The 21,205-nt window shown below is 45.7% G+C and carries 17 protein-coding genes, 8 tRNA genes and 3 rRNA genes; all 28 read right to left on the minus strand.

Annotation, left to right across the window (positions count from 1 at the left end; genetic code table 11):
- Positions 1-411: 411 nt before the first annotated feature.
- The 28 genes from EAL2_RS09080 to EAL2_RS09215 all read right to left on the minus strand — a co-directional run bounded on the left by EAL2_RS09080 (position 412) and on the right by EAL2_RS09215 (position 21,079).
- Complete coding sequence (locus tag EAL2_RS09080) at positions 412-954, minus strand: 2-oxoacid:acceptor oxidoreductase family protein (protein ID WP_025436084.1); 543 nt, start codon at positions 952-954, stop codon at positions 412-414.
- A 1-nt stretch (position 955) separates the two neighbouring features.
- Positions 956-1,711 carry a thiamine pyrophosphate-dependent enzyme gene (locus tag EAL2_RS09085; protein ID WP_025436085.1) on the minus strand — a complete coding sequence of 252 codons (756 nt, stop codon included), beginning with the start codon at positions 1,709-1,711 and terminating at the stop codon, positions 956-958.
- Positions 1,711-2,769 (minus strand): 3-methyl-2-oxobutanoate dehydrogenase subunit VorB, encoded by a 1,059-nt coding sequence (locus tag EAL2_RS09090; RefSeq protein WP_025436086.1) that lies wholly within the window; start codon positions 2,767-2,769, stop codon positions 1,711-1,713. Before EAL2_RS09090 ends, EAL2_RS09085 begins: the two co-directional genes overlap by 1 nt.
- 24 nt (positions 2,770-2,793) lie before the next feature.
- On the minus strand, positions 2,794-3,009 hold the full coding sequence (locus EAL2_RS09095) for a 4Fe-4S dicluster domain-containing protein (protein ID WP_025436087.1): 216 nt from the start codon (positions 3,007-3,009) through the stop codon (positions 2,794-2,796).
- Between the two features lie 98 nt (positions 3,010-3,107).
- Positions 3,108-3,785: a hypothetical protein gene (locus EAL2_RS09100; protein WP_025436088.1), complete on the minus strand. Its 678-nt coding sequence runs from the start codon at positions 3,783-3,785 to the stop codon at positions 3,108-3,110.
- A gap of 111 nt (positions 3,786-3,896) precedes the next feature.
- Positions 3,897-4,967 (minus strand): butyrate kinase, encoded by a 1,071-nt coding sequence (gene buk / locus EAL2_RS09105; protein WP_025436089.1) that lies wholly within the window; start codon positions 4,965-4,967, stop codon positions 3,897-3,899.
- 24 nt (positions 4,968-4,991) lie between these two features.
- Complete coding sequence (locus EAL2_RS09110) at positions 4,992-5,891, minus strand: phosphate butyryltransferase (protein WP_025436090.1); 900 nt, start codon at positions 5,889-5,891, stop codon at positions 4,992-4,994.
- Entirely contained in the window at positions 5,892-6,959 is a 1,068-nt protein-coding gene (gene buk / locus EAL2_RS09115) for a butyrate kinase (protein ID WP_408634028.1), read from the minus strand. It lies immediately after the preceding gene.
- A 165-nt stretch (positions 6,960-7,124) separates the two neighbouring features.
- Positions 7,125-8,417 (minus strand): CdaR family protein, encoded by a 1,293-nt coding sequence (locus EAL2_RS09120; RefSeq protein ID WP_025436092.1) that lies wholly within the window; start codon positions 8,415-8,417, stop codon positions 7,125-7,127.
- Positions 8,417-9,244 (minus strand): diadenylate cyclase CdaA, encoded by an 828-nt coding sequence (gene cdaA, locus EAL2_RS09125; protein ID WP_038602692.1) that lies wholly within the window; start codon positions 9,242-9,244, stop codon positions 8,417-8,419. The genes EAL2_RS09120 and cdaA overlap by 1 nt, the downstream gene beginning before the upstream one ends.
- Positions 9,245-9,440: 196 nt before the next feature.
- Positions 9,441-9,514: transfer RNA gene (locus EAL2_RS09130), tRNA-Gly, on the minus strand.
- Between the two features lie 5 nt (positions 9,515-9,519).
- Positions 9,520-9,594: transfer RNA gene (locus EAL2_RS09135), tRNA-Gly, on the minus strand.
- A 27-nt stretch (positions 9,595-9,621) separates the two neighbouring features.
- Positions 9,622-9,705, minus strand: a tRNA-Leu gene (locus EAL2_RS09140).
- Between the two features lie 79 nt (positions 9,706-9,784).
- A tRNA-Tyr gene (locus EAL2_RS09145) sits at positions 9,785-9,869 on the minus strand.
- Between the two features lie 11 nt (positions 9,870-9,880).
- Positions 9,881-9,956: transfer RNA gene (locus EAL2_RS09150), tRNA-Thr, on the minus strand.
- Between the two features lie 6 nt (positions 9,957-9,962).
- Positions 9,963-10,039 (minus strand) — tRNA-Asp (locus EAL2_RS09155).
- 6 nt (positions 10,040-10,045) lie between these two features.
- Positions 10,046-10,121, minus strand: a tRNA-Val gene (locus EAL2_RS09160).
- A 16-nt stretch (positions 10,122-10,137) separates the two neighbouring features.
- Positions 10,138-10,212: transfer RNA gene (locus tag EAL2_RS09165), tRNA-Glu, on the minus strand.
- 5 nt (positions 10,213-10,217) lie between these two features.
- Positions 10,218-10,334 (minus strand): 5S ribosomal RNA (gene rrf / locus EAL2_RS09170).
- A gap of 94 nt (positions 10,335-10,428) precedes the next feature.
- Positions 10,429-13,341 (minus strand): 23S ribosomal RNA (locus EAL2_RS09175).
- Positions 13,342-13,432: 91 nt separating this feature from the next.
- Positions 13,433-14,960, minus strand: a 16S ribosomal RNA gene (locus EAL2_RS09180).
- Together the 16S, 23S and 5S rRNA genes with 8 tRNA genes alongside form the textbook arrangement of a ribosomal RNA operon.
- 509 nt (positions 14,961-15,469) lie before the next feature.
- Positions 15,470-16,357: a homoserine kinase gene (gene thrB, locus EAL2_RS09185; RefSeq protein ID WP_025436094.1), complete on the minus strand. Its 888-nt coding sequence runs from the start codon at positions 16,355-16,357 to the stop codon at positions 15,470-15,472.
- Between the two features lie 22 nt (positions 16,358-16,379).
- Positions 16,380-16,826, minus strand: a complete 447-nt coding sequence (locus EAL2_RS09190; protein WP_025436095.1) for an ACT domain-containing protein — start codon at positions 16,824-16,826, stop codon at positions 16,380-16,382.
- A gap of 174 nt (positions 16,827-17,000) precedes the next feature.
- A complete protein-coding gene (locus EAL2_RS09195; protein ID WP_025436096.1) occupies positions 17,001-17,195 on the minus strand; it encodes a hypothetical protein in 195 nt (64 codons plus the stop codon).
- Positions 17,196-17,287: 92 nt separating this feature from the next.
- On the minus strand, positions 17,288-18,100 hold the full coding sequence (proB, locus tag EAL2_RS09200; protein WP_025436097.1) for a glutamate 5-kinase: 813 nt from the start codon (positions 18,098-18,100) through the stop codon (positions 17,288-17,290).
- Positions 18,101-18,360: 260 nt separating this feature from the next.
- Entirely contained in the window at positions 18,361-19,533 is a 1,173-nt protein-coding gene (locus EAL2_RS09205; RefSeq protein WP_025436098.1) for an NAD(P)-dependent malic enzyme, read from the minus strand.
- Positions 19,534-19,615: 82 nt separating this feature from the next.
- Entirely contained in the window at positions 19,616-20,194 is a 579-nt protein-coding gene (locus EAL2_RS09210; protein WP_025436099.1) for a Fe-S-containing hydro-lyase, read from the minus strand.
- Between the two features lie 276 nt (positions 20,195-20,470).
- The gene (locus tag EAL2_RS09215; protein WP_025436100.1) at positions 20,471-21,079 is read right to left on the minus strand and encodes an acetate uptake transporter; all 609 of its coding nucleotides are present in this window, start codon (positions 21,077-21,079) and stop codon (positions 20,471-20,473) included.
- Positions 21,080-21,205 lie beyond the last annotated feature (126 nt).

Consider the following 21,205-nt stretch of genomic DNA (forward strand, 5'->3'; position numbering starts at 1 on the left):
GACCAACTAAAACATCTGCAGACTTTCCTGCATTTTGCTGTATTTATTTCAGTGCACTTAATGGCTTTTTTAGTCGCATCATCTGCGCAATTTCCTTGGTCCGTTGAAATTACTATGCATTTCACATATTGATTATATACCCCGCCTATATCTTTTGCAACTTTTATTTCATAAATGACGATTTATTTATTCTCCGTTCATCTTGTGAATGATTTTTAATAATTAAATCATAATCAAAAAATCGTTCCTATGCATTGTCGCCTTGCACGAACAACAGTACAATGGTATCGGTGTATACCGTTCAGAAAAATGAATTATTTTAACACATGAAATTCACCCTATGAAAGAAAAAATGAAGGGCAGTCCACATTCTTGCAGACTGCCCTTCATTTTAATATGTTTTATGGAGAATTATTTTACAGCTTCTTGTCCTTTTTTGATCGCCTCTGTATTAAGAGGTATAAGCTTTTCCTTGCTTGGTCCGAAAACCTTCTTGAAGGCTTCTATTACAGAATCGATTCCAACTAGTCCTGTAGCCTCAAGGAATGCTCCCAGCATAACCATGTTTGCAACCTTTGGGTTTCCAAGCTCTATTGCAAGATCGTTGCAAGGCACGTAGTAAACCTGTACGTCGTCTCTTTCTATCTTGTTAGTTATGAGAGAAGAGTTTATGAACAGCTTTCCTCCCGGAACCACGCTGCTCTCGAATTTCACAAGAGAAGGAAGGTTCATTATTATTGCAGATGTAGCATCGTCATTTATTATAGGAGAACCAACCGGCTGGTCTGAAACTACAACCGAGCAGTTTGCAGTACCTCCACGCATTTCAGGCCCGTATGACGGAAGCCACGAAACCTCTTTATTTTCAAGCATTCCTGCATAAGTAATAAGCATTCCAAGTGACATAACACCCTGTCCGCCAAATCCGGCAGATATTATTTTTTCCGTAGCCATATTATTTTCCCTCCTCTTCTTTAGCTGGATCTCTAAAGTTTCCAAGCGGATAATATGGCATCATGTTTTCTTCAAGCCATTTTAGAGAGTCTAGCGGATGAAGTCCCCAGTTAGTTGGGCATGTAGAAAGCACTTCTACTATACCAAAGCCTTTTCCTTCAATCTGAGCCTGGAAAGCTTTCTTTATGGCTGCTTTAGCCTTTCTTACGTTAGCCGGATTGTTTACTGCAACCCTCTCAACAAAGGCAGCGCCTGTTAGAGTTGAAAGCATTTCAGAAACTCTTATTGGATAACCGCAGTGATCAACGTCTCTTCCGTAAGGAGATGTCGTAGCCTTTTGTCCTGGAAGAGTAGTCGGAGCCATCTGGCCACCAGTCATACCGTAAATAGCGTTGTTGACGAATATTGTAGTTATCTTCTCGCCTCTTGCTGCCGCGTGAACTATTTCAGCCGCACCAATCGATGCAAGGTCTCCGTCTCCCTGGTAAGTGAATACAACTTTGTCAGGGAATATCCTTTTAACGCCTGTAGCAACAGCAGGCGCTCTGCCGTGAGCTGCCTCGTGCATGTCACAGTTGAAGTAGTTGTATGCAAGAACAGCACAGCCAACAGGAGCAACTCCTATAGTATCGCCAAGCACTCCTAGCTCTTCAAGCACTTCAGCTGTAATTCTGTGTATTATACCGTGAGTACATCCAGGACAGTAGTGAGTTTGAGCATCAGTAAGTCCTTGAGTTTTTTTGAATACGACTGCCATTATTTCGCACCTCCTATTACTTCAAGCGCTTTGCCCTTGATTCCCTGAGGAGTAGGTATCATGCCGCCTACCCTTCCGTAGAATGACACTGGCCATCTTCCGTTAGAAGCCATTTTAACATCTTCTATCATTTGTCCCATAGACATTTCAACTGTAAGCAGGTTCTTGGCTGCCGGTATTTCATCGAATGCTTTAAATGGGAACGGCCATATAGTCTTAGGTCTTATAAGTCCCGCTTTAACGCCTTCCGCTCTTAGCTCTTCTACAACGTTTTTAACTATTCTTGAAGTAGTTCCGTAAGCTACGAACACAAGCTCGGCATCTTCAGCCTTATACATTTCGTATTGAACTTCATTTTTCTCTATTTGAGCATATTTTGCGTCAAGCTTTATATTGTGGTCTTCCAGCTCTTGAGGGTCAAGGAATAGAGAGTTTATTATGTTAGGCTTTCTTTCACCCTTTGTTCCTGTTGTAGCCCAATCCTTTGCAGGAAGCTCTCTTTTCTTAGGAGTCTTGAATTCAACAGGCTCCATCATCTGGCCTATCATACCGTCTGCTACCACCATGACAGGAGTTCTGTAGTAATCAGCTACATCGAATGCCTCCATAGTCATATCAACAGCCTCTTGTATTGAAGCCGGAGCGAATACTGGAGTCCTGTAGTCTCCATTTCCGCCTCCTCTTGTGGACATGAAATAGTCTGCCTGTGACGGCTGTATTCCACCTAGTCCAGGGCCACCTCTCATCATGTTAACTATAACACATGGAAGCTCCGCTCCTGCTATATAAGTTATACCTTCCTGCTTAAGCGCGATTCCTGGAGACGAAGAAGATGTCATTACTCTTGCTCCTGTACCTGCTCCACCGTATATCATGTTTATTGCAGAAACTTCCGATTCAGCCTGCAGAAAAACTCCACCTATCTTAGGAAGCTCTTTCGCCATGTATTCTGGTATTTCGTTTTGCGGAGTTATTGGATATCCGAAGAAATATCTGCAGCCCGCCTCTATAGCCGCTTTTGCTACAGCCTCGTTGCCTTTCATCAAAATCTTAGCCATTTTCCGGTTTCCTCCTTTTTTTAATTAGTCTCTTTCGACAGTAATAACACAATCAGGACACATAGTTGCACAGTTAGCGCAGCCTATGCATTTTTCCAGCTCAGTAACAGTAGCAGGGTTGTATCCCTTTGCATTTATCTTTCCTTTGTCAATAGCCACGATATTTACCGGACAAACTGTTGTGCAAAGACCGCATCCCTTGCAACGGTCTACATCAAAAGTAACCTTACCCTTAGCCATTTGAACCCTCCTTATATTTTAAAAAGTTCTGATGAAAAATTATTATTTCAAAACCCAGTCAGCCATAAGACTGGCCAAATTTCATAAACTGTTCTTTGCTACATCCATTCTTCTCTCATTATCATATCTATCGGGAGCACTTCTCCCTCGAGACCTTCCGGAAGCTCTTTAGCGATGTGTTCCATGCAGGAGATGTACCTTATCGGTATGTTCAGCGCCTTCGAAACCTCTTTTGCAAGCTCCTGACCTTTTAACACATCTTCGACAGTAGTCTCCCTTACAAGGTGTGTGTTGTTTATAAGTCCTGTGACTTTTATGCCTGTAGTGTATTCAATCTTGCCAATATGCTCGAGGACTCCTTCTGGCGTAGTCGTCTCCTCTCTGTTCGCATTTATGACAAAGAACAAATCATAGTCGGTTTTGTCGAGGTCTCCTACAAATCTCGCAAAGGCCCTTGAACCCACATGGTCTCCTCCAAGGTCCACCACATAGTTGTAAGTGCTGTTTCTAAGCGGCGCCACTATAGCTGGCGACAGTGCAGGCACGTCTACGCACCTTCCATTTATAGAGCTGTCTATCACCTGTATGCCCTTCGCTTCAAGAAGCTCCTTTTTTTCCCTCGTCCTGAAGTACGGGTTTACAACATCAAGATCGGCTATTGCAACCTGGCCTTCCACCATTTCCCTTAGCCTTATGACATAATTCACTGCGAACTCGGTCTTTCCGCTTCCGTAGTGCCCAGTTATTATCCTGACTCTCTTGTCTTCTTTTATCACTTGCAGTCCACCACTTTTCTCGCTGTGCATGTTTTTCACCACTTTATCTTAGTATCGCTGACACTTGACAATTGAAATCGATTTCCTGCGTATTATCAGACACTGCACGCTTTAGTAAATCTTGGCAGTTTCTTCTCCTCTTAGGACCCTTAGTCCGCCCTCCGCAAGAGCTATCATTTCATCTTCCCCAGGATATATCTTCACTGGAGCTATGAAAGCAACCCTTTCAGATATATAGCTTGTTATGAACTTCGAATAGGCTATTCCTCCTGTAAGCAATACCGCGTCTACAGATCCCTTAAGAGCAGCCGCGCAGGCGCCTATCTCTTTTGCAGTCTGGTAGGCCATGGCTTCATATATTACCTTAGCCTCTGCATTGCCTTCTTCTATCATCTTTTCAACTTCCCTTGCATCATTAGTTCCAAGGTAAGCCACAAGACCTCCATTGCCCTTTATCTTCTTTTTCATTTCGTTTAGAGTCACTTTGCCTGAGAAGCAAAGCTTCACAACATCTCCAACCGGAAGACCGCCCGCTCTTTCCGGAGAAAATGGCCCTTCTCCATCAAGCGCGTTGTTTACATCTATTACTCTTCCCTTTTCATGGGCTCCTACAGAAACTCCACCGCCAAGGTGAGCCACTATGACATTTACCTCGTCATATTTCTTGCCCATTTCAGCGGCAGCTCTTCTCGCTACAGCTTTTTGGTTAAGTGCATGGAATATCGATATTCTGTCTATTTCAGGCATTCCTGATATTCTCGCAACATCGTTCATCTCGTCAACTACGACAGGGTCAACTATGAAAGCCTCAACGCCTGCTTCTGCAGCTATTTCATGTGCAATTAATCCTCCAAGGTTAGATGCGTGCTCTCCAAGAACTCCAACCTTAAGATCTTCCATCATTTCAGGAGATACCTTGTATGTTCCGCCCGCTATAGGCTTTAGAAGTCCGCCTCTTCCTACAACAGCGCTAAGAGAGCTTATCTCTATGCCGCCTTCTCTGAGGGCCTCTTCTATAACAGTTTTTCTGAACTCGAACTGGTCTGCGATCTTTTCGTATTTGCATATCTCATCAGTAGAGTGTCTGAGCGTTTTTTCAAAAATCTGCTCCTCGTTGTCGAATACAGCTATCTTTGTAGACGTAGAACCTGGATTTATCGCTAAAACTCTTAATTTTTCCATATATGTCCTCCTGGTATTCTAAACTTATTTTGAAGCCGCAAGCACGGCAAGAGCTATTGAATTAAGCTTTGTTATGTCACTGTCGGCTCTTGAAGTAAGCACTATAGGCGCCTTTGCTCCGACTATAAGACCGGCGTTTTCAGACCTGGCAAAGAACACCATTGATTTATAGAGCACGTTTCCAGCCTCGATATCAGGCACAAGCAGTATGTCTGCCTTTCCAGCCATAGGATGGTCCATTCCCTTGTGCTTGGCAGCCTCTTCCGAAACAGCATTGTCAAGCGCAAATGGTCCGCCTACCATGCAGCCCTCAAATTCTCCTGCATTGTACATATCCTCGAGCTCTTTTGCCTCCATTGTCGCCGGCATCTTAGGATCAGCTTTTTCCTTGGCGCAAAGCGCCGCAACCTTTGGCACTTCTATTCCCAACGAGTGGGCAACCGATACAGCATTTTCTATTATCTGCTTTTTTGTAGCTACATCAGGAGCTATGTTCATGGCAGCATCTGTAACTATAAACATCCTGTCATAACCTGGTATTGCAAACAAAGCCACGTGGCTTAGCACGTTACCGGTTCTGAGTCCGACCTCTTTATTCAAAACAGCCTTTAGCACTATCGACGTGTCAACAATGCCTTTCATTACTATGTGGGCCCTGCCGCTCGAAACCATTTCAACAGCCTTAAGCGAAGCCTCAGCAAGGTCTTTTATATCTATTACTTCGTAGTTTGCAACGTCTATGCCTTCAGCCTTTGCAATCTGCTCGATCTTCTCAGCGTCTCCAACGAGTATCGCATTTGCTATGCCCAGCTTTCTGGCTCCTTCAACAGCTACAAGAACCTCCTTGTCTTGAGCGCAAGCCACCGATATTATCTTTGGCCCCTTTTGCTTTGCAAGTTCTAGCATCTCCTTGAAATCCTTCACTTACTTCACCTCGTCTTCGTATATTTTGGCTTGTTCACTGCCATTTATCACCCTAAGAGCTCCTTCATTGAGCGCGCCCATTTCATCTTCACCGGGAACTACAACAACAGGAGCTATGAAGCTCACCATTTCCTTTATATAATCAATAAGAAGACTTGAGTAAGCCAGGCCTCCCGTTATGACTATAGCCTGTACATCACCCATGAGAGCTGTAGCCATGGCGCCTATTTCCTTGCCTATCTGGTAGCCCATAGCCTCGAATATCAGCTTGGCCTTCTCGTCTCCCGCCTCTATCATCTTTATTACATCTCTTGCATCGTTAGTTCCAAGGTAAGCAACAAGGCCGCCTTTTCCTTTGATTTTGGGCTTCATCTCTTTTTCAGTATACTTTCCCGAAAAACACATCTTCACAAGGTCTCCCACTGGCAGACCCCCTGTTCTTTCAGGAGAAAAAGGACCCATCTCATTGGCATTATTGTAGTCTATGTTCTCGCCCTTTCTTACAGGCGCAACGCTTATGCCGCCTCCCAGGTGGGCAACCACAAGATTTATTTCATCAAACTCTTTCCCGAGGCTTTTGGCGACTCTTCTGCCTACCGCCTTTATATTCAAAGCATGTCCTTGAGATTTTCTTTCTATTTCCGGAATACCCGATATTCTCGCCACATCATCAAATTCATCTACGGACACAGGATCTACTATGAAGCTTGGCACACTCTCCATATCCGCTATGGACTTTGCAATTATGCCGCCCAAATTGGATGCATGCTCTCCTCTTTTGCCTTCTCTCAGGTCCTTAAGCATGGCTTCAGTCACTTTGTATGTGCCTCCAGGAATCGGAGCAAGCAAGCCCCCTCTTCCTACAACAGCAATCAGATCCTTCGTTGAATAACCCTCTTTTTCAAGCCAGGAGATTATTATATCCTTCCTCATTTCAAACTGATCCGCTATATGTTCATACTTTTCAATCTCGCCAGGTGCATGATCCAGATTCTGCTGAATTACATTTTCATTTCCCTTGAAGAGCGCAACCTTCGTTGAAGTCGAACCCGGATTGATAGCCAAAATATACTCCCTCGCCACAAAACCACCCCATATAATTAAGTTTTTATTGCCGCTATTAACTTATATACCTTAAATACCGCATTTATAACTTTTTTAACAATGTGAGAATGCCGAGAAATATTATGGTTTGTCCTGAAAAACGTTTTCAGAAATCGGATATAAAAAAAATCAGAATCCGTGTGAATTTGATTGTTGGTTTTTTGATATACTTACATGATATATTGAAAACGAAAAAAATGCAATATCGGGATTCCGGAAGGTTAGTTCGGATCCCAATATTGCATTTTTTGGCTCTATTTCAAGTATTTCAACCCCCTCAGGAGCACTAGCTTTGATTTCCGCTTTTGCAAGTTTCGGGTTGTAATCCTGCAAATCTATGGAGAGCTTTATGTCCTCCTGTTTGAAATTTTTTTTGTACTCCTCTAAATACAATACCTTCACTTTCACCTTTTCCGGAATATTGTTTTTAGAAATGTCTAAATTTTGTATGTTGTTCAAGAAACTAATTCTTTCTTTGGAAATATACAAATTTTCGACAATGACTTTCGAAACGTCGATTTCGACTTTAATTTTTTGAACATCAGAGCTTACATTCTCAGGCAACATGAGCTCAACTTCAATATTCTTGTCCAAATATGCATCCGATATGCTTATCGGCTTTGTTGAAATCTTTTGAATCTTATCAATATCCCCGCTATCTCCAGATATGATTACAAATTCCGGTTGTGCCTTGAGGCTTTTTATCTTATAGCTATCTGGCGCTTCACCTCTGGTCACTATTTCTACAGGAACCTTTTTCTCCGCCTTGATTCCCAGGCTCACATATGCAGTCTTGTTGCTAAGCTGCACATGCTCAACCTCCTTGCCCTGGCTGTCCACCGGCACAAGTGAGTATTTCGAGCTGAAATTGCTCTTCTTGTCTTTTATGTCGACCTTGCAGACTACGCGCACGACCTTTGATACAAGTGATTTTGGCCCCTCTATAAAAGTATACTCCGGGTCTATTTGCATATCCGAAACCACAACTCCAGCTTCGGCGCTCTTGTCTATGATTATCTCAATATTTTTCTTCTGGACGCTTAGCTCTTCCATTTCCACGACAAGCTTGTCGGGGATTATAGTTGCCGTGACACCGCTTGGCACCTGGGCAGTGATTTCAACCACATTTTTGCCCGCATGCGGATTTTTCACATAGCCCGCAAGATAGAGATCCTCTTTTTCTATGTCCTTTAGTATGGACCTTCTGCCCCTTACGGTGAGCTTCACATCAAGGCTGCTCTCCGGCGAAATTATAAGCTCCTGATTTTTAATGTCCTGCGCATTTGATATAGCCGGCACAATGCTCGAAAAATCCCGAGTAATAATAGGATCAACCTCCGCCATGACATAAACCCACATCAAAAATGCGAAAGCCAGTGAAATAAGCTTTATCTTCGTATTTCTTCGCAACAAATCCATCATTACAAGGACCTTCCTTTGTTCAGAATCTTTTCTATTCCAGATTCTCCTTTTTTGAATATTTTTTTCGCTTCCCCCTCAGGCTTCAAATCTTTTTCCAGAAGCTCAACAAGCTGCTCCATATTAAGGTTTCTTCTGAGCTTGCCTTCCCGGGCAACCGAGACGGCTCCGTTTTCTTCAGATACAATTACAGCTATGGCATCCGACATCTCGCTTATGCCCATTCCCGCCCTGTGCCTCGTTCCCAGCTCCTTGCTTATATTCTTATTGTCAGAAAGCGGCAAAAAGCACCCTGCTGCTGTTATTCTGCTCCCTCTTATTACAAGCGCACCATCATGAAGCGGCGTATTTGGTATGAATATGTTTATAAGCAGCTGCCTTGTAATTACAGAGTCTATTCTTGTTCCGGTCTGTATTATCTCGTTAAGCCCAGTCTCCCTTTCCATTACAATAAGAGCCCCTATCTTCTGCCTTGAGAGCGAAAATGCCGCCTCCCCTATTTCTTCTATTGCCGCGCTCACGTCCTGTTCGTTTTCAAGTCCCATAAACGACTTGTCTATGAACTTTGTTCTTCCTATGTATTCAAGCGCGCGCCTGAGCTCGGGCTGGAATACTATAAGCAGGGCTATAACTCCAACAGTCATTGTGTTCTTTAATATCCAGCTGAGCACATGCAGCTGCAGCAGCTCGCTTAGCTTAGTTGCAACCACAAGCACAAGTATGCCTTTTATAAGCTGCTCGGCCCTTGTCTCCTTTATAAGCATGTATAACCTGTATGAAATATAGGCCACTATCAGTATGTCCAAAACATCAAGAAAACCTATATTCATTATTATGTCTTTAAGTTCCCACAACGCAATCTTCTCCCTTTCAAAAACTCTTAGCCACTAGAGCCTCCCTATGGCTTATTATTATCTACACTTATTATATTAATAGTTGCATTCAAATTTGTAAACAACCGCAGGAAATATGACGGACATAAAAAAAAAAGAGCACTATCTGAAATAGAACTCTCTTCTTTGTTAATGGAGCGGGTGAAGGGGATCGAACCCTCGCAACCGGCTTGGAAGGCCGGGGCTCTACCACTGAGCTACACCCGCATGTTTGGAGCGGAAGACGGGATTTGAACCCGCGACCCTCGCCTTGGCAAGGCGATGCTCTACCACTGAGCCACTTCCGCATTTTCCAAAATTTTTAAGTTTTTTTGTGGTGCGGGTGGAGGGACTTGAACCCCCACGTACTGGACACTAGATCCTAAGTCTAGCGCGTCTGCCAATTCCGCCACACCCGCATATTGAATGCTGCATACTGTATTTGTTGCTTTTACATTAAACATTTTACAACTTCTCGACTTGTTTGTCAAGTTTTTTTGGTGGAGGGAGCTGGATTCGAACCAGCGAAGGCGTTGCCAACAGATTTACAGTCTGCCCCCTTTAGCCACTCGGGAATCCCTCCGATTAAATTAATGGAGCTGGTGATGGGACTTGAACCCGCAACCTACTGATTACAAGTCAGTTGCTCTGCCAATTGAGCTACACCAGCTCATTATGGCGATCCGGAAGGGGCTCGAACCCTCGACCTCCAGCGTGACAGGCTGGCATTCTAACCAACTGAACTACCGGACCAAATATTGGTGGGAGCAACAGGGCTCGAACCTGTGACCCCCTGCTTGTAAGGCAGATGCTCTCCCAGCTGAGCTATGCTCCCACTTTTATGAAACTAATGGTGACCCTACCGGGGTTCGAACCCGGGTTACCGCCGTGAAAGGGCGGTGTCTTAACCGCTTGACCATAGGGCCTTATTAACTGGCCATGTCCTACTCTCCCGGGACCCTTCGATCCAAGTACCCTCGGCGCTAAGGAGCTTAACTTCTGTGTTCGGCATGGGAACAGGTGTAGCCTCCTTGCTGTAATGACCAGATTGTCCTTGCGGACCTTTACTATTTTAGCACGGCACACCGTGTTTGTCAATAGCTTTTTGAAGGTTTGCACCCTCAAAACTGCATGCTTTAGACTTGGTCAAGTCCTCGATCTATTAGTACCCATCAGCTGAATGCATTGCTGCACTTACACCCTGGGCCTATCAACCAGGTAGTCTTCCTGGGATCTTACCTATAAAAGTGGGAAATCTTATCTTAAGGTTGGCTTCGCGCTTAGATGCCTTCAGCGCTTATCCATTCCATACATAGCTACCCAGCTGTGCCGTTGGCACGACAACTGGTACACCAGCGGTACGTCCATCCCGGTCCTCTCGTACTAGGGACAGCTCCCTTCAAATTTCCTGCGCCTGCGACGGATAGGGACCGAACTGTCTCACGACGTTCTGAACCCAGCTCGCGTGCCTCTTTAATGGGCGAACAGCCCAACCCTTGGGACCTACTCCAGCCCCAGGATGAGACGAGCCGACATCGAGGTGCCAAACCTCCCCGTCGATGTGGACTCTTGGGGGAGATAAGCCTGTTATCCCCGGGGTAGCTTTTATCCGTTGAGCGATGGCCCTTCCACTCGGAACCACCGGATCACTAAGCCCGACTTTCGTCCTTGCTCGACCTGTATGTCTCGCAATCAAGCTCCCTTTTGCCTTTACACTCTTCGCACGATTTCCGACCGTGCTGAGGGAACCTTTGGGCGCCTCCGTTACACTTTGGGAGGCGACCGCCCCAGTCAAACTGCCCGTCTGACAGTGTCCCAGTACCGGATTCACGGTACATGGTTAGAACCTCAATACTGCAAGGGTGGTATCCCAACGTCGGCTCCAACGAAACTTGCGTTCCATCTTCCAAGCCTCCCACCTATCCTGTACATGCAGCATCGAAATCCAATGCCAAACTGCAGTAAAGCTCCACGGGGTCTTTCCGTCCTGTCGCAGGTAGTGAGCATCTTCACTCACATTACAATTTCACCGAGTCTATTGTTGAGACAGCGCCCAAATCGTTACGCCTTTCGTGCGGGTCGGAACTTACCCGACAAGGAATTTCGCTACCTTAGGACCGTTATAGTTACGGCCGCCGTTTACTGGGGCTTAAGTTCAGTGCTTCGATTGCTCTAACACATCCCCTTAACCTTCCAGCACCGGGCAGGCGTCAGCCCCTATACTTCGTCTTGCGACTTAGCAGAGACCTGTGTTTTTGGTAAACAGTCGCTTGGGCCTATTCTCTGCGGCCCCCTCATGCTTGCACACTAACGGGGCACCCCTTCTCCCTAAGTTACGGGGTAATTTTGCCGAGTTCCTTAACAATAGTTCTCTCGCTAGCCTTAGGATTCTCTCCTCACCCACCTGTGTCGGTTTGCGGTACGGGCACCTTCCACCTCGCTAGAGGCTTTTCCTGACAGTGTGAAATCAACCACTTCGCTACTAAATTTCGCTCCCCATCACGCCTCAGAATTGCCACGGCGGATTTGCCTACCATGACTCCCTTGACGCTTGGACCTTCAAAACCAGCTGAAGGATGGCCTATCCTACTGTGTCACCCCATCACTCAAATGGTGGTTGGTGGTACGGGAATATCAACCCGTTGTCCATCGCCTACGCCTTTCGGCCTCGGCTTAGGCCCCGACTAACCCAGAGAGGACGAACCTTCCTCTGGAAACCTTGGGTTTTCGGCCGGTGGGATTCTCACCCACCTCTCGCTACTCATGCCAACATTCTCACTTGTATAAAGTCCACTGCTCCTTTCGGTACAGCTTCGCCCCTTATACAACGCTCCCCTACCATCCTTTCGGATCCATAGCTTCGGTGGTGGATTTTAGCCCCGAGAATATTTCGGCGCAGGATCACTCGACCAGTGAGCTATTACGCACTCTTTGAATGAGTGGCTGCTTCTAAGCCAACATCCTGGTTGTCTGTGCAATCCCACATCCTTTTCCACTTAATCCACACTTTGGGACCTTAGCTGATGGTCTGGGCTGTTGCCCTCTTGTCTATGGACCTTATCACCCACAGACTGACTCCCGGATAAAAGTTCATGGCATTCGGAGTTTGATAGCCTTCGGTAACCCATAGGGCCCCTAGGGCATTCAGTGCTCTACCTCCATGTCTCTACGTCCGAGGCTAGCCCTAAAGCTATTTCGGGGAGAACCAGCTATCTCCGGGCTCGATTGGAATTTCACCGCTATCCACAGCTCATCCCCGCACTTTTCAACGTGCGTGGGTTCGGACCTCCGCGAAATTTTACTTTCGTTTCATCCTGTCCATGGATAGGTCGCCCGGTTTCGGGTCTACAGCATGTAACTAAACGCCCATTTAAGACTCGCTTTCGCTGCGGCTCCGGACCTTAAGGTCCTTAACCTTGCTACATACCGTAACTCGTTGGCCCGTTCTACAAAAAGTACGCGGTCACACTAATAATGTGCTTCCACAGTTTGTAGGCATAAGGTTTCAGGTTCTATTTCACTCCCCTCCCGGGGTTCTTTTCACCTTTCCCTCACGGTACTATGCGCTATCGGTCACTAGGTAGTATTTAGCCTTGGGGGGTGGTCCCCCCAGCTTCCCACAGGGTTTCACGTGTCCCGTGGTACTCTGGAGTATGCCTGTGGCCTTCTTGTTTCATCTACAGGACTGTTACCTTCTATGGTGGGCCTTTCCAGACCTCTTCGATTACAATAGCCGCCACGTGATGGCATATCCGCAACCCCGACAAAGTAAACTTCATCGGTTTGGGCTCTTCCCTTTTCGCTCGCCGCTACTCAGGGAATCGATTTTTCTTTCTCTTCCTCCGGGTACTTAGATGTTTCAGTTCCCCGGGTTCCCCTCATTAGACTATGTATTCATCTAATGATACATGGACATTACTCCATGTGGGTTTCCCCATTCGGAAATCTTCGGATCAATGACTGCTTGCGTCTCCCCGAAGCTTATCGCAGCTTACCGCGTCCTTCATCGGCTCCTAGTGCCAAGGCATCCGCCTTATGCCCTTAATAACTTGACCATTTATATCTAAAGCTATGCAGTTTTCAAGGTACAAACTTAATTGAAGGTATTAAACCCTCAAGACTAAACAGCAGGCTATTTCTCCTTAGAAAGGAGGTGATCCAGCCGCACCTTCCGATACGGCTACCTTGTTACGACTTCACCCCAGTCATCAGTTTCACCTTCGGCAGCCTCCCCCTTGCGGTTGGACAGCTGACTTCGGGCGCCCCCGACTCCCATGGTGTGACGGGCGGTGTGTACAAGACCCGGGAACGCATTCACCGCGGCATTCTGATCCGCGATTACTAGCAACTCCGACTTCATGCAGGCGAGTTTCAGCCTGCAATCCGAACTGAGAACGGCTTTAAGGGATTGGCTTGCTCTCGCGAGCTCGCAACCCGTTGTACCGCCCATTGTAGCACGTGTGTAGCCCTGAACATAAGGGGCATGATGATTTGACGTCATCCCCACCTTCCTCCGAGTTGTCCTCGGCAGTCTCTCTAGAGTGCCCACCCTAGGTGCTGGCAACTAAAGATAGGGGTTGCGCTCGTTGCGGGACTTAACCCAACATCTCACGACACGAGCTGACGACAACCATGCACCACCTGTCACCTTTGTCTCCGAAGAGAAAGCTTCCGTTACGAAGCGGTCAAAGGGATGTCAAGTCCAGGTAAGGTTCTTCGCGTTGCTTCGAATTAAACCACATGCTCCGCTGCTTGTGCGGGTCCCCGTCAATTCCTTTGAGTTTTACTCTTGCGAGCGTACTCCCCAGGCGGAGTGCTTAATGCGTTAGCTGCGGCACCGAGGTTTGACCCCCGACACCTAGCACTCATCGTTTACGGCGTGGACTACCAGGGTATCTAATCCTGTTCGCTCCCCACGCTTTCGTGTCTCAGCGTCAGTAACAGTCCAGAAAGTCGCCTTCGCCACTGGTGTTCCTCCTAATATCTACGCATTTCACCGCTACACTAGGAATTCCACTTTCCTCTCCTGTACTCAAGTCCGGCAGTTCCAAAGGCTCACTATGGTTGAGCCATAGCCTTTCACCTCTGGCTTGCAAGACCGCCTACGCACCCTTTACGCCCAGTGATTCCGGATAACGCTTGCCCCCTACGTATTACCGCGGCTGCTGGCACGTAGTTAGCCGGGGCTTCCTCCCAAGGTACCGTCATTATCTTCCCTTGGGACAGAGCTTTACGACCCGAAGGCCTTCATCGCTCACGCGGCGTTGCTGCATCAGGCTTTCGCCCATTGTGCAATATTCCCCACTGCTGCCTCCCGTAGGAGTCTGGACCGTGTCTCAGTTCCAGTGTGGCCGATCACCCTCTCAGGTCGGCTACCCATCGCAGCCTTGGTGAGCCGTTACCTCACCAACTAGCTAATGGGACGCGGGCCCATCCTATGCCGCAAAAGCTTTGGCGAGTCGTCCATGCGGACATCTCGCTTTATCCGGTATTAGCACACCTTTCGGTGCGTTATCCCTGTGCATAGGGCAGGTTGCCCACGTGTTACTCACCCGTCCGCCGCTCACGCAGCGGGGCTTTGTCCGAAGACTCCCTCCCGCTTTGTTCGCTCGACTTGCATGTGTTAAGCACGCCGCCAGCGTTCATCCTGAGCCAGGATCAAACTCTTAAAAAGAAATCCTTGGGACTATGTCCCTTTAGCTCACTTTGACATCTTGCGATGTCTCACTGACTTTAAATAATTTCGATGGCTTTGCCATCTTTAAAAAATAAACCTGCTGTTTAGTTTTCAAGGTTCAATTTGCGACTTGATTATCTTATCACTTCAAGCTCTTCAAGTCAACACTTTTTTTCGTTTCTTTTTATTTCTTTTTTGCTGCTCTTCGTTTCGTTTTGCTGCCGCTCTCAGCGACATAGACTAATATACCAGCTTTCATATTCTTCGTCAACACATTTCATCAACTTTTTTTATGAATCTTATTTTCCCAAACTAAATGTTTTGTTAAGTCTTTATGCGTTCGCCCTTAATCCGAACTCAGTGCTTCATTTTTTGCATGTTGGTTCATATTTGCACGCGCTGCATCTTTTCAAAACTAAAGGGATGGCATTTGCGGTCTTTGCATCAGTCAAAGCCGCCATATGGCCATCCCCTCAGTCGGGTGGAAATCTTAACGCTTACTATGTTTAGATATTTACCCCGTCATAGTCCGTTTCTAACATCTTTATTTCCCAATTTCCATCTATTTCTGCCAAATACTTTCTCATGGAACTCTCAAAACCTTCATTGTCAGTCTTCACAACCGCTATAAGCGTAGATCCCGATCCGCTTATGAATTCACCTATAGAGCCAAGCTTTTTCGCCTCTTCGAAGATTTCATCCATCCCCGTTATCAGATTTTTTCTGTACGGCTGGTGTATCTTATCCTCGAAGCACACTCTTAGCTTGTCTAGTTCACCCTTGTTCATTGCATTGACAAGCATCGCCACCCTCGAGATGTTGTATACGCAGTCGCTTTTGCCATAGCTCTCAGGCATAACACCTCTTGCCTTTTCAGTGCTAACCTTAAAACCCGGTATCATGACTGCAAACCTTATCTCTTTTGGCACGTCCACCTTTGAATATGTCACCTTGCCTCCATCATATATGGATACTACCATACCGCCCGTTATGGCCGGTACAACGTTGTCCGGGTGGCCCTCAAGCTCAGTTGCCATATCAACTATGTCATCGCACGACATGACCTTGCCCATTATCTCATTTGCACCTACTATTCCGGCGACAATAGAAGATGCGCTGCTTCCAAGTCCTCTGCTGAGAGGTATATTGCAGCTTTTTATCCTTATCTTGATACCCTTGCATTTGAAATCATATTTTTCAAACGCATGCAGCATACTTGTGTATACCATGTTTTGTTCAAGCGGCAGCTCCAGCTCCGGGTTGTCCCATACAACCTGAACTCCTTCATCTATTGTATCAATCTCTATTTCATTATATAGATTAAGCGCCATTCCTATCGCATCAAATCCTGGCCCCATGTTTGCAGTAGTTGCCGGAACTTTTATTCTTATCATTGTAATTCCTCCAGTAGTTTTTTTATTCTACGGCCATGAGCTCTGACTTGAATACTCCGTCAATGTCATGTATCCTGCTTACCAGCTCATCTATTTCAATTTCAAGATCGCTTATGTCAAGAGTTATGCTGACATTTGCAGCATTGTTTATTGGTATGTCCTGGGATATGGTGAGTATGTTGCCCTTTAGCTCTGCAAGCTTGTTGAGCACATCCGAAAGTACGCCGGGAGTGTGGTCGAGTATCATTATTATAGTTGCCTTTCTGCCCCGCATAGCTTCCGAAACAGCAAAAACATAGTCCTTGTATTTGTAGAAGGTGCTCCTGCTTATTTCCTGAAACTTGCACGCCTGCGTTATTCCCTTTGCCTTTCCCGTTCGCAGCATATCCTTTGCCTTTACAACCTTTTCAAATACATCAGGCAATATTTCCTTGTCTACTATGAGATAGCCGCTGTTTTTCTCCTTCATCCATGTATCCCCCATCCCGCTGTGTTTATCACAGACACAAGTGTACTCTGTATAAAGACTTTGTGATATTATAACACATCTGCCGCGCACACACAACATGCTCTGATTAGAAAAGAGAGCTTTGCGCATTGCGCAAAGCTCTCTTAATTGGTTAGTCTGGTTAATCGCTACATTTTATTCTTTTCTATGCTGGATTCTAGCCTTCTTTTTCTTCTCCCAGAGCGTTCTGAGCTTCCTTTCGGCTGGCTGTTCGCTGGCCTCGGTGAACATAGGGCACATTAGGCCCTTCTCCCTGCTTATACATTCATTGCCACTCAGTTTGCACATGTATACGCCTTTTTCCTTGTCATACTTCTCATTCTTGCACATATGACATCCTCCACCTTTCAGACTATCTAACCTGTCCGCTGCCGATTACCCGTATTGTCTGCCGTAATAGTATACGCTTTATGCCGCGAAAGCTATCTGTGCGACGGAGCCACAAAATGAGTCCCTACGTTCCTGCCCTCAAGTATGTCGTAGAGTATTTCAGGATTGTCTCCGTTTGCTATTATAGTGTCAATACCGTTCTCGTACGCTATGCTTGCCGCCTTTATCTTTGTTATCATGCCACCTGTTCCAAGAGCTGAGCCCTTGCCGGAAGCCAGATTTTCTATGTCCTCTGTAATATCGTCAACACGCGATATCAGCCTTGCATCAGGATTTGTTTTCGGATTGCCCGTATAAAGACCGTCGATATCCGAAAGCAAAATCAGAAGGTCCGCATCTATGAGCGCTGCCACAGTTGCAGACAGCGTGTCGTTGTCCCCGAACACTATCTCTTCCGTGGCTATCGTGTCGTTTTCGTTGACTATAGGTATGACGTTCATCTCAAGCAAGGTGTTCATGGTGTTTTGGGCGTTAACCCTTGTCCTTTCGGTGTCTGTCACATATTTTGTCAGGAGCACCTGTGACACTATCTGGTTATAGTCGTTGAACATCCTTTGGTATATCTTCATAAGCATCGCCTGGCCAACCGACGCCGCAGCCTGCTTGCCTGGAACGCTCGCGAGCAGTTCCGGTCTTCCAAGCCTTGCGACCCCAACGCCTATAGCTGCGGATGTCACGAACACGATCTGCCTGCCTTGGTTGTTAAGGTCTGAAAGCACACGCGCAATCTGGTCTATTCTGTGGAAGTTGAGCTTGCCGCCCGGATAAGTCAGTGTCGACGTTCCAATCTTTATAACTATCCTGTTTATATCATCTATATTCTTGAATCTCACGTTAGAGCTCATAAATTACTTCCTTTCAAAAAAAAATTTATACCGATTATATTTTCTCATTCGATAATGATAATATTGTATAATACTTTGAAAATTACGTAAACATGCATTTGGGCCACCTGACTTATAATATTAATTATATGACAAAAACTTTTGTGCCAAAATAGCGAAAACCCAACAAAAAAATATTCCGAGGTATATTATATACCCCAGAATATTTTTCACATGCACATCCGCTTCAATTTATATTTAATCATACAGTCAGTATTCCGCTATATTCTTGCGACTCCAGTCTTTCTTGCAGCTTCCATCACTGCCCCAGCCACGTTCTTTGCAACTCTCTTGTCGAAAGCCTTTGGAAGTATATACTCAGGCTCGAGCTCATCTTCCGATATTGTGTTGGCTATGGCGTACGCCGCCGCTATTTTCATCTCTTCGTTGATTTCGCTTGCCCTAACGTCAAGAGCTCCCCTGAATATTCCAGGGAATGCAAGCACGTTGTTTACCTGGTTTGGAAAATCAGATCTTCCTGTTCCTATTATCAATGCCCCGCCTTCCCTTGCCAGCTCAGGCATTATCTCAGGTGTCGGATTTGCCATTGCAAACACTATGGCGTCCTTGTTCATCGATTTTACCATCTCTACAGACACAACTCCAGGACCGGACACTCCTATGAAAACGTCCTTGCCCCTAAGCACCTCCGCAAGGGTTCCCTTTTCATTGTGGGTGTTTGAAAGCTTTGCAACCTCCTCCTGAGCCCAGTTGATGCCTTCGGCGCCCTCGTATATGGCTCCTTTTTTTTCGCAGAACACTATGTTTTTGATGCCCATATTAAGCAGGAGCTTGCCTATTGCTATTCCCGCAGATCCGGTGCCGTTTATTACAGCCTCCATATCCTCAAGCTTTTTGCCTGTGAGCTTGAGGGCGTTTATGAGTCCTGCAGCCACAACTATGGCAGTGCCATGCTGATCATCGTGGAAAACAGGAATGTCGAGCTCTTCCTTTAGCCTTTTCTCTATCTCAAAGCACCTTGGAGCTGATATGTCCTCGAGGTTTATCCCTCCGAAAACAGGCTCCATGAGCTTTACAGCCTTTACTATCTCGTCAACGTCCTTTGTTGAAAGGCATATGGGGAAAGCATCAACATCGCCAAACTCCTTGAAAAGTATGGCCTTGCCCTCCATTACCGGTATTGCCGCTTCAGGACCTATGTCGCCAAGTCCCAACACTGCTGTTCCGTCGCTTACAACCGCAACCAGATTTCCCTTTGAAGTATATTCATATACCATTTCCTTCTTTTCAGCTATCTCCCTGCAAGGCTGAGCCACTCCGGGAGTGTAAGCCACAGAAAGATCCACAGAGTCTTCAACCTTGACCTTGCTGCATACTTCTATCTTGCCCTTGTGTTTTTTGTGAAGTTCAATCGACATGCTGTTGAAATCCATAAAGTCCCTCCGGATATTAAAATATTGTATTAAGCATTTTCTCTATATATTTGTTGAATCAAGTAAACTTTTTTCAAACTTGCTATTTGGGTTTGTCTTCTGCATATTCCTTACTGTACTTAGCCCTCTCGCTTTCATAAAGGCTATCTCCCTTGCTGTCTATCACAACAACAGCCGGAAAATCCTCCACGTATATCCTTCTTATAGCCTCGGGGCCGAGCTCCTCGTATGCAACTATCTCAGAGCTTTTTATGCACGTTGATATCAGAGCTCCCGCTCCTCCCACGGCTGCGAAATAAACGGCTCCGCTGCTTTTCATTCCTTCAATGACCTCCGCGCTCCTGGCTCCCTTGCCTATCATACCTGTCAGGCCGCGCTCGAGAAGCGGAACAGTCATCTTGTCCATCCTGCTGCTTGTTGTAGGCCCCGCCGAACCTATAACAGCCCCGGGCTTTGCCGGAGTTGGTCCCACGTAGTATATTATCTGGTCTTTAGGGTCGAAAGGAAGCTGCTCACCATTTGCTATCGCTTCCATAAGCTTCTTGTGGGCCGCGTCCCTTCCAGTGTATATACTGCCGCTTATAAGCACCATATCCCCCGCCCTTAGCTCCATTGCCTTTTCCTTTGTAAGCGGGGCATTTATTCTTATGACTTCGCTCATTCAGATTCCCCTCTTTCTAAAAATTAAAACATAATTTATCTGCTCTGTTTATAATATCACATACATCACCATAAAAATATAAGTTTTTGTACGCATTTTTACCACCACATAGCGTAATACTATTCGTATAAATTAAATACGCAAACAGGCACGTAGCTCCATAATACTTTCCAAAATAGAAAAAAGTCCCCTTGAAACCTTCAAGAGAACCCCTTCTTAATATGATTGCATTATGAAAAATTATATGAGTCAGGGCGAAAGCCCTGCTCTCTCTTTTTATTTGAATATTCCAAAAGGCTTTCCTACAGGAAGCACAACCTTGCCAAAGTGCGTATTAAGCACTGCAGCTGCCGATCCATAGAATGAAAGCATTGCTATTGCAAACTCAGACCATCCTGCAAGCAGGTGCATAGGCTCCACTGCTATTCCAAGTGTGCTGAATGAAAGTCCAAGGAAAAGGAAATCGATAAGGACGAATATCATGAAGAGAACCTTGTGAGTTTCCATTGCCCCTATAGTCATATAGAGCGTGAATATAAGATATCCTACGAATGCAAATCCAAGCTGCTTTACATCGGCTGATTCGGCAAGAGCCTTTCCAAAAACACCGTTTTGTATAAGCCAAGTAGTTCCCACAGCCATCCAGAAGAAAGCATATCCTCCAAATGCAGTAGTTCCGAAAACATTGTTCTTTTTCGCATCGTTTATACATGCAAAAAGCTGAGCAAATGCTCCAAGGAATATAGCCCAAGGTATAACAAGAGAAACGCCGCTAGTCCAGCCAAGCTTTGAAGACGAAGCCACTAGAGTAACCATTGCAAGTCCAAAAAGACCAAGTGCCGACGGATCAGCTGTGACAATCTTACAGTTTTGATTGTTTTCCATTCTAATAATCCTCCTAAAAATAATGCTTTTAAAATAAGTATCTATGTATCAACAGACGTTCCTAAAATCGTCCCTTATATATTATATATAAATAAAAATGTTTTTCAAATATTTTTTCAATTTTTA

It is taken from the genome of Peptoclostridium acidaminophilum DSM 3953, from assembly GCF_000597865.1.
Classification (GTDB): Bacteria; Bacillota; Clostridia; order Peptostreptococcales; family Peptostreptococcaceae; genus Peptoclostridium_A; species Peptoclostridium_A acidaminophilum.

What these genes read in the sequence shown, in the direction of transcription:
- EAL2_RS09085 (WP_025436085.1), bottom strand. Translation starts at nt 1,711, where the DNA reads ATGGCAGTCGTATTCAAAAAAACTCAAGGACTTACTGATGCTCAAACT.
- EAL2_RS09215 (WP_025436100.1), bottom strand. Translation starts at nt 21,079, where the DNA reads ATGGAAAACAATCAAAACTGTAAGATTGTCACAGCTGATCCGTCGGCA.
- buk (WP_025436089.1), bottom strand. Translation starts at nt 4,967, where the DNA reads ATGGAAAAATTAAGAGTTTTAGCGATAAATCCAGGTTCTACGTCTACA.
- EAL2_RS09090 (WP_025436086.1), bottom strand. Translation starts at nt 2,769, where the DNA reads ATGGCTAAGATTTTGATGAAAGGCAACGAGGCTGTAGCAAAAGCGGCT.
- EAL2_RS09095 (WP_025436087.1), bottom strand. Translation starts at nt 3,009, where the DNA reads ATGGCTAAGGGTAAGGTTACTTTTGATGTAGACCGTTGCAAGGGATGC.
- EAL2_RS09210 (WP_025436099.1), bottom strand. Translation starts at nt 20,194, where the DNA reads ATGAGCGAAGTCATAAGAATAAATGCCCCGCTTACAAAGGAAAAGGCA.
- EAL2_RS09190 (WP_025436095.1), bottom strand. Translation starts at nt 16,826, where the DNA reads ATGAAGGAGAAAAACAGCGGCTATCTCATAGTAGACAAGGAAATATTG.
- EAL2_RS09195 (WP_025436096.1), bottom strand. Translation starts at nt 17,195, where the DNA reads ATGTGCAAGAATGAGAAGTATGACAAGGAAAAAGGCGTATACATGTGC.
- EAL2_RS09205 (WP_025436098.1), bottom strand. Translation starts at nt 19,533, where the DNA reads ATGGATTTCAACAGCATGTCGATTGAACTTCACAAAAAACACAAGGGC.
- thrB (WP_025436094.1), bottom strand. Translation starts at nt 16,357, where the DNA reads ATGATAAGAATAAAAGTTCCGGCAACTACTGCAAACATGGGGCCAGGA.
- EAL2_RS09080 (WP_025436084.1), bottom strand. Translation starts at nt 954, where the DNA reads ATGGCTACGGAAAAAATAATATCTGCCGGATTTGGCGGACAGGGTGTT.
- cdaA (WP_038602692.1), bottom strand. Translation starts at nt 9,244, where the DNA reads ATGAATATAGGTTTTCTTGATGTTTTGGACATACTGATAGTGGCCTAT.
- EAL2_RS09120 (WP_025436092.1), bottom strand. Translation starts at nt 8,417, where the DNA reads ATGATGGATTTGTTGCGAAGAAATACGAAGATAAAGCTTATTTCACTG.
- proB (WP_025436097.1), bottom strand. Translation starts at nt 18,100, where the DNA reads ATGAGCTCTAACGTGAGATTCAAGAATATAGATGATATAAACAGGATA.